Annotated in this window: 5 protein-coding genes and 1 pseudogene; 5 read left to right on the top strand and 1 reads right to left on the bottom strand. The window is 58.3% G+C overall.

Features of this window, described 5'->3' with window-relative positions:
- Positions 1-44 precede the first annotated feature (44 nt).
- From CKW18_RS05260 to CKW18_RS31430, 5 genes and pseudogenes are all read left to right on the top strand, one after another.
- Entirely contained in the window at positions 45-2,642 is a 2,598-nt protein-coding gene (locus CKW18_RS05260) for a hypothetical protein (protein WP_095187797.1), read from the top strand.
- A 396-nt stretch (positions 2,643-3,038) separates the two neighbouring features.
- The gene (locus CKW18_RS05255; protein ID WP_095187796.1) at positions 3,039-3,398 is read left to right on the top strand and encodes a DUF6124 family protein; all 360 of its coding nucleotides are present in this window, start codon (positions 3,039-3,041) and stop codon (positions 3,396-3,398) included.
- 237 nt (positions 3,399-3,635) lie between these two features.
- A complete protein-coding gene (locus CKW18_RS05250) occupies positions 3,636-6,698 on the top strand; it encodes a YncE family protein (protein WP_095187795.1) in 3,063 nt (1,020 codons plus the stop codon).
- A gap of 494 nt (positions 6,699-7,192) precedes the next feature.
- Positions 7,193-7,552: a DUF6124 family protein gene (locus tag CKW18_RS05245; protein ID WP_095187794.1), complete on the top strand. Its 360-nt coding sequence runs from the start codon at positions 7,193-7,195 to the stop codon at positions 7,550-7,552.
- Between the two features lie 175 nt (positions 7,553-7,727).
- Positions 7,728-7,820, top strand: a pseudogene (locus tag CKW18_RS31430) (DUF6124 family protein); the annotation flags it as partial.
- A 229-nt stretch (positions 7,821-8,049) separates the two neighbouring features.
- Here the strand turns inward: CKW18_RS31430 and CKW18_RS05240 are convergent.
- The coding region (locus CKW18_RS05240) for an S-layer family protein (RefSeq protein ID WP_095187793.1) at positions 8,050-14,696 on the bottom strand (6,647 nt) is incomplete at its 5' end.

Here is a 14,696-nt window from a genome sequence, read left to right as displayed (position 1 = left end):
CCTGCCGGTGCCCCTCAGGCACCGCCTATGGAAGGTGAGCACGCATGAACAGTCCGATCACGAACGCCGAGTCTGTTTCAAATCAAACCGTAGTGTTCCCGCCTGATCCTGGCATCGGTGTGCTTGCCGTTCCGCCGCCCTTAGTGATCAATTTCAAACCCCAGGATGATGGTGCGCATGGGGTCAACATCGCAATGGTCTCCGGCGACCGTAGCGGGTTGCTGGTATACATTCTGGCCTATATCAATATGGCCATCGGTGACGGGATAAGAGTCTTCATAGATCAGGGCATCCCTGTCGCCGAATTCTCGGTCACCGAGGCGCATTTCAAAGCTGACGGCACCGCCAAAAACATCCCGTTCTACATTCCCGCCGCAGTCATGAAGGCCAAATTTGAACCCCTGAAGGAGCAAAACAAGGCGTTCTGGGTCGAGGTCACGCGCGTGAGCGGTAATACCCCCGAAGATTCAACGCACGCTCAATTATTCTACAAATATCCCGCGCCCGGAGAACCCGACAGCGACGGCGGCATGCCATCCAATCAGGGCCTCAAGCTGCCAGTCGCTTCGGAAAGTGTCGTCGATCAGACCGTGATCGATGAAGGCATGTTCGTCACGGTGCTGGCGTACTTCAACCAATCGATCGGCGATATCGTGGTGTTGGCCTTTGGTTCTCTGCTACTGGAGACCGAGGTCACCGAATTGGGCGATGTGATTTTTGAATTGACGCCTGAGCAACTCGCCACGCTGGCACCTACCAATAGTCTGGTAGTGCGTTATGAAGTATTCGATGTGGTGGAAAACTCCAGTGGTTGGTCGGATCCACTGATCCTCACATTCAAACCTGGCGTGGTGTTGTTGAGGGCACCGATTTTCGAGCAGGCCGATGCCGACAACGTGGTCAACTACGAAATGCTCGAAGACGCTTTCATGAATATCCTTGTCACCGGAGTCTTCGCGCAAGGAGACCTGATCGAACTGCTATTGGCAGCGGTTACCAAAAGTGGCGAGCCAGTCACTCACACCTACAGGCAGACACTCAACGTCGCCAGCAGGGCGGTGAAGTTTGAGGTGGAGAATGAACGGGTTCGCAATCTGATCGGTGGTTCGGTGCGGGCGTCTTACTCACAGATCAAAACAGGCAAGACTCAGCTTTCAAAACCCGCAGACGTAACGGTTAGCGGCACCTCCCTGCCATTGGGCCTGCCGATTATCGAGCCGCTGGAGGACGGTAAACTGCCAGTCGATACGCTAAGGGCTACCGTGAAAGTCGCCGATTACTGGCCTTTGAAAAAAGGTGCGAAAGTCGAACTTCGCTGGCAAACCAGTGATCAGGACAATATCGGCGTCTTGTTTATCTTCCAGTTGATCGTCACCGACCCGTTGCAACCTGTCATCTTCACCGTGGAAGCCAAATACATCGCGCCCTACGCCAATAAACCGCTGTTTCTGCAGAACACAATTACCAATCCGGGTGAGGTGGAAGTCGTTTCCCAATTGCGCGTGTTGAAGTTTGGCGAAGAAACAACCATCGACTTGTTACCGCCGTTACTCGTAGACGCCACGAGCCCGGTAGATGCGATTACTTACAGGAACGGGGTGACGCTGCGCATTCACTACCCTCGCGCACGGGCCGGGGATTTAGCGCAGCCAGTTGACGTTGATTCGCCTGCTCAACAGTTTCCATTGGCGCAGTTTGACCGTGACAACAATGCCGATATCAAGTTGAGTTCAGCATTCCTGGCAGCAAGACACGGGAGAGCGATCAGGTTCCTGTGGCGTCTGCACAGGGCTGGGGAGCAGGTCGGCGAGTCCCCCGCTGCCACGTTCACCGTATTGCCTATTTCTCCAGTCGATTCGCGTCTGCCCCAGGCGACAATTCGCGAAGCGAATGGCTCAGTCATTGACCTCAGCAGATTTACTGGCAATGCAACGTACTGGCTGGGGCCGTGGCCCTGGATTGAAGTGGGGCAACTGGTCAATGCATTTCTTTTAACTGCAACAGGGCAATCCATCGCTGTGCTGCAAAACCATTCGGTCACAGCAAGCGACACCATTAACGGTTTGAGCCGGTCGATTGCCCGTGCACCTCTGCAAAGCCTGCCGAACAACACCACCGTCACACTTAAAACCAGTGTGAGCAACAGAGCCCTGCCATCCAATCCTGTGCATTTGCGAGACAGCGTCTATACGGTGCGCCGCCCATCATTCACAGCACACGAAAACTTCGACAGCACACCTTTGATCTACTTCCAGACGGGCCAGCCCTACACACTGCCAAGCGGCATCATTCTCACCAACCTGGGAGGCATTACCTTTATCACCAGCTCTCACCTCTTGCCGGGGCAACACCACACGCCCCTGCTCGGCTCACGCACATTGAATATGCTGGGCAGCGTTCGCTTCACATTCCCCAGCCCGGCAACCTCCGTCAGCTTCCTCATTGACTCGCATCAGTTGCAGGAAAACGACGCGGTGATTTACCGGGATGAAGCGGGCAACATTATTGCTCGCAGACCCCTGCCTTACACCAACTCGTTTCAACATGCCTACGTTTCCTATACCTCGAGCCATGCCAACATAATTTCGGTTGAGTTTACTAACCACAATGACATGTTCGTGGATGCCCTTTATGCGAGCTAAGTGCCTTTGGAGCAAAAACCGGGGCAGGCTTATTTATCTGGCAATCTCAGGTTGTTTAAAAGACACCTGAAGACACGCCTTCCAGGCTACGCAACCTTGCGTCTTTGCCTACAGCTACGCCAGAATCCGCCGGCTTGTGCGCCTTGGGGGCGGGTTCTATTGTGGGGCGGTCGCTGACGAATCAGTGATCGGATTTGACCGTCCGCCCAACATCAAGGCGCAGCAGCGTCCTGCACGTGTTCAGGCATTGCCTGAAATCATGTCGCGGTGGCTGTGCGTGGGACACCTTCGGGTGTGCCGGAGTCCTTGATGTCCGGTCGGTCAACCCGCGTACAGCTGCCACCCTGTTTGTTTGACCGCGAACGTTGGCAGCTCCATTCATCAAGGAGCTTCACCATGATCAAACCCACACCCAACCCACCCGAAACCGACGCCACCTCCCCCTACGAATCACTCGATTCAAAAAAACTCCACGAAGCCGCCGACCGCGCCCTCGATCATTACCTCTGCCCGCCCGGATCCACGCCGCCGCCTCGTAGAACCCGCGGGATGTATGCCGCGACTGCCGACACCAAAAACGAAGAATTGCTGCTCGATGCCTGCGAAACACTCGCTTCGGCCAAGACCATCGCCCATGACTTCGCCCGCCTGTTGCCCGCGCCGCAACGCAGGACGGTGCTGGGCATTGCGCAATTGCTCATGCTCGGGGAACTGGCGGTGAATCGGGTGCTGAATAATCTGGAGTTGCCGGGGTAAGTCAGACAACCGGTCGTTCCCACGCTCTGCGTGGGAACGATCACGTCAGGCAGACAAAACCCAACGGCCCAATCAACCGGGACGGCGGGTTTGTCATCCCAACGCCCGACACGCACGACCGTTCATCTGAAACCTTCAAGCACCTGTCAGATATGACAGTAGGCAGGGTCTTTCTCCAGCGTTCTAATCATTTCTTGCCGGTGCCCCCTAGGCACCTCCTATGGAAGGAAAGCGCGCATGAACAGCCCAGTGACCGATCCCGATCCTGCTTCAAATCAAATGCTGGTATTTCCGCCTGTTGCTTCCGGCTTCGGTGTGTTCGCCGTGAAGCTATCGCCGCCCTACCCGGTAGGCTTCAAGCTTCAAGAGGACGGAGCCCTCGGACTCGGCATCAATCTTGTCAGTGCCAGCCGTCACGGCTTACTGGTGTATATCCTCGTGTACTTGAACATGTCCGTTGGCGACAACATCAAGGTATTTATCAAAAACCAAAATGCTCCCGTGGCGGAGTTCTCGGTCACCGAAGCGCATTTCGACGCGAACCACAAGGCTAAAAACATTCCGTTTTATATCTCCGTCAAAGATCTGGAGGCCAGGTTTTCGCCTCAACAGAAAACAAACGAGGATTTCTGGTTCGAAGTGGTGCGCGTGAGCGGCAACACCACTGAAAGCTCAGACGCGGTGAAACTGTTTTACAAATACCCCGCACCGGGTGAGGCGGATCCCGACGGCGGCAAGCCCTTCAATCAGGGCCTCAAGCTGCCGGTAGCTTCGGAGAGTGTCGTCGACCAGACAGTGATCAAGGAGGGTATGTTCGTCACGGTGCGCAAGTATGACAATCAATCCATCGGCGATATCGTGGTGTTGGCCTTTGGTACTCTGGAGCTGGAGACCAAGGTTACCGAATTGGGTGATGTGATCTTTGAGCTGACGCCGCAAATGCTCGCCAGACTCCCCCTCACCGACAGCGTGATAGTGCGCTGGGGAGCCTTCGATGTGGTGGAAAACAGCAGTGGCTGGTCAGATGCGCAGATCCTCGCGTTCAAGCCCGGTGCGGCGTTACTGAGAGCACCGGTTTTCGATCCGGCCGATGCTAACGACGTGGTTAACCACGACTCGCTCAAGGGCTATGACATGAATATCATCGTCATTGATCTTTTTGCCAAAGGTGACGTGATCGAGTTAATACTGACCGCGGTCACCAAAAGCGGCGAGCAGGTCACTCACACCTATAGCCAGACACTGAACGTCACCAGCCGAGTTGTGACCTTCGCCGTGAAAAATGAATGGGTTCGCAATCTGATCGGCGGTTCAGCGCTAGCGTCTTACCGCTTGACCAGAGCCGGCAAGACCCAACTATCCAAAACTGCCGAAGCCACTTTCAAAGGCACATCACACCCCTTGGGCCTGCCAACGATCGAACCGCTGGTGGAAGGCAAACTGCCGGTCGAGACGGCCATCGCGACTGTAACCCTCGCCAGTTACTGGCCGCTGAAAGAAGGCGCTATCGTCAAACTGCGCTGGCAGACCACTGACAAGAACGGGATTGTGGCGCTGTTCATTTTTCAACAGATCATCACCGTCCCGACGCAACCGGTCATCTTTAAAATCGACGCCCCGTATATTGCGCCTTACCCCAACACGCCGTTGACAGTACAAGTCACCATCACCAATACGGGTGAGAGGGAAGTGACTTCCGGGTTGCTGAATGTGATGTTTGGCGAACCCGCAGTCGTGGAATTGCGCCCGCCTTTTTTAGTGGCGCCAGCCCAGAACCCGATCAATACAGACCTCTATCCTGACGGGATAATAGTGAGGGTTGAACACCTGCCGGCCAACCCCGGAGTTCAAGCCCGCCTGGAGTTACTCAATGCACTCCCCGGCACTCCGTTTTTTGCGCCGAGGCCATTAAACGATAGAAAACGCGCCAACTTCACGCTCGACCACCCGCTACTCAAAAGGCATGAAGGAAGAAACCTCAGAGTTCGCTGGGTATTAATCAGCGATAACGTGGAAACACCTTCTGCCGAGTTGCGATTGAGAATTCTGGCGCCGCAGACCACTTTGACTTTTGATAACGGTCCTTACAGCATTGCCCCGGCTGGCCGGTTTACCTTACGCCTGACGTTAGCAAAGTCCGGTTTCGGTTTATCAGGTGAAACAGTCAAAATTACGATACCTGCAGGTTTAACCTTCAGGGATGGCAAAGGAGGCACCCAAGACTTTGTGACTGACGAACATGGCAAGATTACTGTCATCGGTGTAGTGGGCCATACCACGACGGGTGAGTACTCTTTGACTGCGGCTTATGGAACGACCCTGACTGCCAAGACAGCGGCAACGGTCAGAGCCCAAGGCCCCATCGGAACAATAGGCATACCCAATGTTGGCTATTTCGCATTAAGCCCCGACGGAAATCGGATTTATGCCTCGAGCAATACTGGCCAAAGTGCCACACTGTCTGTCGTCGATACTGTTTCTCTTAAGGTCATTCATACCCTTTCATTCCTGTCAGCATCGGGGGTATCCGTTAGCCCGGATAACAGCCTGATCTACTTTACAGGTTCCTTAACGGCAGCTGCTGGCCCAGGCCTGTTCGTAATCGACGCGACAAGCTTTGAAATAGTTGGAAACTTACCATTCAACAATTTAAATTTTGGCGGTGGACAAATTGCTTTGAGCCCGGATTGCTCCCATGCTTATATTGCCGGCGGCGCTTTCACCTACCCCGGAACCTTCAATGGCAGACTGCTCGTAGTTAAGACTTCTAGCCTCGCTGTGCTGCATACAATAGTTCTTCAGCAAAACAATATGGGAGTTACCGTCAGTCCGGATGGTGAACATGTCTACGCTACCAACGCTAACGGAACCACCGTCTTTCCCAGGTTCGTTGGTAGCGTCTCGATTATTGAAACAAAAACACATAGTGTTCTCCGTCACATTGAGGTCGGAACCAACCCGCATGACATTGCGGTAAGTCCGGATGGCCACCACATCTACATTGCTGCAATGGAATCATTGCAAAGGATCGAGGTAATTGATACCAGGACCAATACTGTGGTCCGTTATGTCCCAATAGGAATAGCATCGTGGGCATTGGCACTGAGTGCGGACGGCAGGTATCTCTGTGCCAGTGAATGGAATGGAGTCAAAGATACCGTGATCGTCGACACTACAACTTTTAATGTACGTCGCATTCCTGGCGGGGGTAACTGTATTAGCGCCGCCATGAGCGCCGACGGCACCCGTGCATACTTCTCCAATTTCAGCGCGAATCAGATTACTGTGCATCCAAACTAAGTATATGGACCGATTGGCAGTAACAAAGAGCAGGATGAACACACTTGCTCCCACAGTTCACCGCATTCCGTTGTGGGAGCGAGCCTGCTCGCGAGAAGCTGACTCAGTGCAAAACCGAGGCAGATTTATTTATCTGGAAACCTCAGACTGTTTAAAAGACACCTGAAGACACGCCTTCCAGGCTACGCAACCTTGCGCCTTTGCCTACAGCTAAGCCAGAATCCGCCGGCTTGTGCGCCTTGGGGGCGGGTTCTATTGTGGGTCGGTCGCTGACTCATTCAGCGATCGGGTTTAGCGACCCGAATCTGTGTAGGCGCACCAGCGCTCCAAAACTCATTGCAAACGATCTGTCTGCAATTGATGTCATGGCGGCTGTGCGTGGGAGACCTTCGGGTCTGCCGGGCGCCTACACCCGGTTCGCTAACCTGCGTCCAGCCGCCACCTTTTCTTGTTTAGCGACAGGTTTTGGTGGCCTCACCTGTAGGAGCTTCACCATGATCAAACCAACGCCCAACCCGCCTGAAACCGACGCCACCTCCCCTTACGAATCCCTCGATTCAAAAAAACTCCACGAAGCCGCCGACCGCGCCCTCGATCATTACCTCTGCCCGCCCGGATCCACGCCGCAGCCCCGTAAAACCCGCGGGATGTATGCCGCGACTGCCGACACCAAAAACGAGGAATTGCTGCTCGATGCCTGCGAAACACTCGCATCGGCCAAGACCATCGCCCATGACTTCGCCCGCCTGTTGCCCGCGCCGCAACGCAGAACCGTGCTGGGCATTGCGCAATTGATCATGCTCGGGGAACTAGCGGTGAATCGGGTGCTGAACAATCTGGAACTGCCGCAGTAGCAGGCCTCAGTGACAAGCCTTTATTGATGTGTTGTGGTGGCTGACGCCTTCGGGAGCAAGCCCCCTCCCACAGGGATCCGGGTCGATCACAAATCTTTGTCCCACCGCCAAACCTGTGGGAGCGGGCTTACCTGCGAAGACTGACTCACAGGCGATACATCGCTTCAGGCAGAAGCAACGCAGAACCGTGCTGGGCATTGCGCAATTGATCATGCTGGGAGAGCTGGCGGTGAATCGGGTGCTGAATAATCTGGAACTGCCGCAGTAGCAGGCCTCAGTGACAAGCCTTTATTGATGTGTTGTGGTGGCTGACGCCTTCGGGAGCAAGCCCCCTCCCACAGGGATCCGGGTCGATCACAAATCTTTGCCCCACCGCCAAACCTGTGGGAGCGGGCTTGCCCGCGAAGACTGACTCACAGGCGATACATCGCTTCAGGCAGAAAAAACCCGCCGTCCCGTTCAACCGGGACGGCGGGTTTTGTCGTTTCAGGCCTTGATCAGACGGTATCCACCTTCAACGAATGATCATTGAGCATGCCGCTGATGATCGTCGCTGTGTCATGCCCGCTGGCAATCATCCCGCCCGCGCCCGGCGTTACGCCGTAGTGGCTGGCGAGGTTGACGCCGGCCAGGTCGATGGTCTGGTTGGGGGTGGCGCCGGCCATGGCGCTGACGTCGATGCTGGTCATCACGGACGCGCCTGTGCCGGTGACGGTGAAGTGCAGATAGTCGTCGAGCGATGCCGTGGTGCCGTTTTCACCTTGCAGCAGTTGCGACAGATCGAGCTTGTCAGTGCCGGGGGTGAAGTCGGTGATGAGGTCGTGGCCGCTGTTGCCCTTGAGCCACTGGAAGGTGTCGGCCCCTGCCCCGCCCGTCATCGTGTTGTTGCCCAGGCCGCCGATCAGCAGATCATCGCCGCCCCCGCCATTAAGGATGTCATTACCCAGACCGCCGTTGATCACGTTGTTATTGTTGTCGCCGGTGAGGGTGTCGTTGAAGTTCGAGCCGACGAGGTTTTCGATGCCGGTCAGGGTGTCGGTCCCGGCGCCAAGGGTGTTTTGCGCGCCAAGCAGGCCAAGGTTGACAGTGACTCCGGCGGTGGCATGCGCATAGCTCGCGGTGTCGATACCGGTGCCGCCGTCCAGCAGGTCGTTGCCCGGGCCGCTGTAGAGCAAGTCATTGCCCGCGCCGCCATGCAATTCGTTGTTGCCGGAACCGGCGGTGAGCACATCGTTACCGTCACCGGCATTGATGATGTTGTTACCGGTGCCGGCCACCAGAATGTCATCCCCCGCTGTGCCGGTGAGCGTGTGGCCATCCTGATAGCTGATGGTCACGGCGGCGGTGTCGCTGCCGCCGTGGTTGTCATTGGCGGTGTAGGTGCCGTGGTAGTCCGGGGTGATGTCATGCGCCCCGGCGTAGTTGAGGGTCATGGTCAGCTGGTAGTTTTCCGACCCGTTGGCGTTACCACCTGTTGGGTTGGTGATGTTGGTGATGTGGATCTGGTAAACGCCGTCCGACGTCGCGGTGAGGGTTTGCCCGTCCGCCAGCGCAATGTACGCGCCACCGTTGATCGAGTACTCCATGCTGACGTTACCGGCCGCCAGGTTGTGATCCAGATTGAGGGTTTCGCCCTGGCGCAGGTTGACGGTGATGCGATCTTCATCGTTGGCGTTGCTGTTGCTCACCCCACCGAGGTAGCCGCTGACCACCAGCACGGCGGTCATGGTTGCCGCGTTGGCCGAGAACGCATTGCGCACGTTGGCCAGGTTCTGGTTGGCGGCGTTGTTGGCATTGGTGCCGGTGAAGCTGATCGCGCCGGTGCCGGTGAAGTCCGCCGCTTTCGAGATCCAACCGGTGTTGAAACTGGTTGGCGTCGCGTTGAGGGTATCGCCGTTCGGATCGGTGTCGTTGGCCAGCAACAGTTCACCCGGCACGACGATGTTGCTCGACAGCACGTTGGTGATGACGTGGTCGTCCGCCGCCACTGGTGGCGCGTTAGGGATCACTTTCACGGTCAGCGTCGAGCTGGCGAGGTCGCCGTCGTTGTCACTGACGGTGAACCCGATGTTCTCGGTGATCACCACGGCGGTGGTTTTTTGCGAGGTGTAGGTGTATTCGCCAGTATCGAGGTTGATCAGCAGCGTGCCGCTGTTGTTGGTGGCGATGCTCAGCGTGTTGTTCACGGTGTTGAAAGTGCCGTGGTTGACGCCGCCGCTTGGCACCAGTGAGCCTTGGCCGCCGTTGGCCTTCGGATCGTAGGTGTACGTGGTGCCGTCGACCACGATGGATTTGATGAAGCCGCCATCAGCACCAAAAGTACCGCCCTCGCCCAGCAACGAACCAGTGACCGGCGCGCCTTGCACGGTGCCCGAGAGCACCGAGTTGAGCTGGTTGAGATCGGTGACCACCACCGCGTTGGTGTTGGTGTGGCTGATGCCGTCGTAGGCCAGCGGATCGAGGTTGGCGTTGCTCACGCCACTGCCCAGACCGATCGCGTAGTTCTTGATGTTGTTGGCATCGAGGAAGTTTTTCAGCGCGGCTTCGTCGGCAGCGTTGATGTCGCCCTCGTTGGGTTTGCCGTCGGAGAAGAAGTAGCCGACGTTCTGCGCCCCGGTGAGTTTGCCCGAGGTGTTGAACGCAGTTTGCATCACCGCCACGGCGGCATCGTAGTTGGTACCGCCGCCGGCGGTGAGGCCGGCGAGAATGGTTTTGGCCGTGGCCACATCCACCCACACCGAGGTGCGGTCGGTGGCGTTGCTGCTGAAGGTGACGAGCTGCACTTTCACATCGCCCAGATCATCGTACTTGTCGAGCAAGGCGCTGATCGCCTGCTTGGCCAGCGCCAGCCGCGACAGGCCCGGCACGCCGGAGGCGTCGGCCATACTGCCGGAGATGTCGAGAACGATCAGCAGGTTGGAATCGATTTCCACCGCCGCCACCGAGCGATCCGAGGCCACGGCTTTGGGCACGTCATCGACGATGTTGACGACGAGGGTGCTGGTGGTGCTGTTACCCAGTGCATCGGTGGCTTTGTAGGTAAAACTTTCGCTGAGAGTGTTCGGCCCGTCGTTGGCGTTCGGCGAAGTTTTCGGTGACGAGGTCAGCGTGTAGGTGTAGGTGCCGTCGGCGTTGAGCTGAATCTGCCCATAGGTGCCGGTGGCGCTGCCGACCAGGGTGTAGGTGATCGCGCCAGCGCCGCCGGTAACCGCACCCACCAGGGTGCCGGTGGCGGTTTCGCCGGTGTTGCTCGGGTCGCTGCCGGTGACTGTACCGGGGGCCAGATCCGCGCCGTCCTTGGTCAGGTCGAGCGCTTTTTCATAGACCGTCACGTCCTGATCGACCGAAGCCACGAGTTTGCTGTCGGCGACGTTGATGGTGAGGGTCGTGGTGCTCTCATCGCCGTCGCTGTCGCGGATGGTGTAGGTGAAGGTGTCGGTGGCGCCCGGTGGGCTGACCGAGTTCGGGTTGCTGTGATAAACGGCGTTGCCCGCCGCGTCCAGGGTCAGGTAACCGTAGGCGCCGTTGATGTTGCTGTTGAGGCCGCCGACGGCCGAGGTGCCGGTGTTGCTGCCCGCGCGCACGCCGACCACCGAGGCCGCGCCATCGGCACCGCTGATGTCGTTGCCCAGCACGCTGACATTGACCGTGCCACCCTCCGCCACCGAGCCGGTGTCGGGTTTGGCGGTCGGCAGGTCATCGACGATGTTGACGTTGATCTGACCGCTGGCGGTGCTGCCGTCGGTGTCGGTCGCCACCACGTTGAAGTTCTCGGTGATGCTGTTGGCGCCGTTGGCATTCGGATGGGTTTCGTTATCCACCAGGGTATAGCTGTAGCTGACCACGCCGGTCGCCGGGTTGTAACCGGTGATGGTGAACGTGCTGCCCAGCGGCGAAACAACAGATTGCGGGAAGCCTGCGGCCACACCATTGGTGACCACGGCAATACCGCCGACGGTGAGGGTTTGCAGACCATCAAGCGCGGTGACGGTGAAGGTGCCGCTTTGGGTCAGCGCCGGGGTGTCAGGGCTGGTACCGTCGCTGAGGTTTTTCTCGTAGACGGTGAGTTCGCCGCCATTCACATCGAGACCGTTGAGCACCACCGGATCATCGTTGTTATGGATATTCAGCACCAGGTTGGCGGTGCTGGTGTCGCCATCGGCATCGGTCAGCGTGTAAGTGAAGGTTTCAGTGCCGTTGCCACCGCCGTGCAGGGCTTTAAAGTCGGCGTCGCTGCTGTCCAGGGTGTAGGTGTAAGTGCCGTTGGCGTTCAGCACCAAGGTGCCGTAAGTGCCGACGACCGTGGCAGGCGTGATAGGCCCGGCATTCGGACCGGTCGCGACCGCGTCCGCGCCTTGCACGTCGTTGGTCAGCACGTTGCCGGTCAGCGTCAGTTGGGTTTCCGAAGCGCTGCTGGCGTTGCTGTCATTCACCGCTTTCGGCACGTCATCAACGATGCTGACGACGAGGGTGCTGGTGACGACGTTGCCCAGTGAATCGGTGGCCTGATAAGTGAAGGTTTCGGTCAGGGTATTGGCACCGTCGTCGGCATGCGGCGTGGTGCTCGCTGGCGATGTCAGCGTGTAGGTGTAGGTGCCGTTGGGGTTGAGGACGATCTGCCCGTAGTTGCCGGTGGCACTGCCGACCAGCGCATAGCTGATCGCGCCGACGGCGCCAGTCACCGAGCCGACCAGCGTGCCGGACGCCGTTTCGCCCGTGTTGGTCGGGTCGCTGCCGGTGACGGTGCCAGGGGCCAGATCGGCGCCGTCCTTGGTCAGGTCGAGGGCTTTCTCAAAGACAGTGACGTCGGTGTCGCTGGTTGCGTACAGCTTGCTGTTGGCGACATCAATGGTGATGGTGGTGGTGCTTTCATCGCCGTCGGAATCGCGCACGGTGTAGGTGAACACATCCACCGCGCCCGGGCCGTTCACCGCATTTGGGTTGCTGTGATAGACGGCGTTGCCGTTGGCATCGAGGGTCAGGTAGCCGTAGGTGCCGTTGATGTTGCTGTTGAGGCCGCCGATGGCCGAGGTCGAGGTATCCGCGCCGGCGCGCACGCCGACTACTGCGCCCGTGACGGCCGGGCCGTCGGCGCCGCCGATGTCGTTGTCCAGCACATTGCCGCTGACGGTGCCGCCCTCCGCCACCGACGCCGCGTCGGAATAAGCACTCGGCAGATCATCGACGATGTTGACGTTGATCTGGCCGCTGGCGGTGCTGCCGTCAGTGTCCGTGGCGACGACGTTGAAGTTCTCGGTGATGCTGTTGGCGCCGTTAGCGTTCGGATGAGTTTCGTTGTCGACCAGGGTGTAGCTGTAGCTGACCACGCCGGTCGCCGGGTTGTAGCCCGTGATGGTCAGCGTACTGCCCAGCGGCGTGACGATCGATTGCGGGAAGCCTGCGGCCACGCCACCAGTGACCACATTGATGCCGCCCACCGTCAGGGTTTGCAAGCCGTCGAGGGCGGTCACGGTGAAAGTGCCGCTCTGCGTCAGCGCCGGGGTGTTGGGGCTGGTGCCGTCGCTGAGGTTTTTCTCGTAAACGGTGAGTTCGCCACCGTTCACATCGAGGCCGTTGATGATCACCGGGTCGTCGTTGTTGTGGATCTGCAAAACCAGATTCGCGGTGCTGGTGTCGCCATCGGAATCAGTGATGGTGTAGGTGAAGTTCTCTGTGCCATTGCCGCCGCCGTGCAGATTTTTGAAGTCGGCGTCGCTGGTGTTCAGCGTGTAGGTGTAAGAGCCGTTGGCGTTGAGTACCAGCGTGCCGTAAGTCCCGTTGAACGTGCCAGCGGTGACCGGGCCAGTGGTTACGCGGTCGGCGCCTTCTACGTCGTTGGTCAGGACGTTGCCAGTCAGGGTCAGCTGGCTTTCCGAAGCGGTAGTTGGGTTGCTGTCGTCCACGGCTTTTGGCAGATCGTCGACGATGTTCACGTCGAGTGTCGCGTTGGCGGTGGTGCCGTTGTCATCCACCACGGTCACAGCGAACTGCTCAGGCAGGTTGTTCGCGCCGTTAGCGGTGGGATGGGCTTCGTTGTCGATCAGGGTGTAGCTGTAGCTGACCACGCCGGTGGTGGCGTTGAAACCAGTGATGGTCAGCGTGCTGCCCAGTGGCGTGGTGACCGATTGCGGGAAGCCTGCGGCCACGCCGTTGGTCACCACGGCAATGCCGCCGACGGTCAGCGTGGTGACGCCATCCAGCGCGGTGATGGTGAACGTGCCGCTTTGGGTCAGCGCGGTGGCATCCGGTGTGCTGCCGTCGCTGAGGTTTCTCTCGTAAACGGTGAGTTCGCCACCGTTCACATCCAAGCCGTTGATGATCACCGGGTCGTCATTGTTGTGGATCTGCAAAACCAGATTCGCGGTGCTGGTGTCGCCATCGGAGTCGGTGATGGTGTAGGTGAAGTTCTCGGTGCCGTTGCCGCCGCCGTGCAGGTTTTTGAAGTCGGCGTCGCTGGTGTTCAGCGTGTAGGTGTAAGTGCCGTTGGCGTTGAGTACCAGCGTGCCGTAAGTCCCGTTGAACGTGCCAGCGGTGACCGGGCCAGTGGTTACGCGGTCGGCGCCTTCTACGTCGTTGGTCAGGACGTTGCCAGTCAGGGTCAGCTGGCTTTCCGAAGCGGTAGTTGGGTTGCTGTCGTCCACGGCTTTTGGCAGGTCGTCGACGATGTTCACGTCGAGCGTCGCGTTGGCGGTGGTGCCGTTGTCATCCACCACGGTCACGGCGAACTGCTCTGGCAGGTTGTTCGCGCCGTTGGCGGTTGGATGGGCTTCGTTGTCGATCAGGGTGTAGCTGTAGCTGACCACGCCGGTGGTGGCGTTGAAACCAGTGATGGTCAGCGTGCTGCCCAGTGGCGTGGTGACCGATTGCGGGAAGCCTGCGGCCACGCCGTTGGTCACCACGGCAATGCCGCCGACGGTCAGCGTGGTGACGCCATCCAGCGCGGTGATGGTGAACGTGCCGCTTTGGGTCAGCGCGGTGGCATCCGGTGTGCTGCCGTCGCTGAGGTTTTTCTCGTAAACGGTGAGTTCGCCACCGTTCACATCCAAGCCGTTGATGATCACCGGGTCGTCATTGTTGTGGATCTGCAAAACCAGATTCGCGGTGCTGGTGTCGCCATCGGAGTCGGTGATGGTGTAGGTGAAAT

The organism is Pseudomonas sp. Irchel 3E19, from assembly GCF_900187585.1.
In the GTDB taxonomy this organism is placed as follows: domain Bacteria; phylum Pseudomonadota; class Gammaproteobacteria; order Pseudomonadales; family Pseudomonadaceae; genus Aquipseudomonas; species Aquipseudomonas baetica.
This window is presented reverse-complemented; position numbering and strand designations above follow the sequence as displayed.

What these genes read in the sequence shown, in the direction of transcription:
- CKW18_RS05245 (WP_095187794.1), top strand. Translation starts at nt 7,193, where the DNA reads ATGATCAAACCAACGCCCAACCCGCCTGAAACCGACGCCACCTCCCCT.
- CKW18_RS05260 (WP_095187797.1), top strand. Translation starts at nt 45, where the DNA reads ATGAACAGTCCGATCACGAACGCCGAGTCTGTTTCAAATCAAACCGTA.
- CKW18_RS05250 (WP_095187795.1), top strand. Translation starts at nt 3,636, where the DNA reads ATGAACAGCCCAGTGACCGATCCCGATCCTGCTTCAAATCAAATGCTG.
- CKW18_RS05255 (WP_095187796.1), top strand. Translation starts at nt 3,039, where the DNA reads ATGATCAAACCCACACCCAACCCACCCGAAACCGACGCCACCTCCCCC.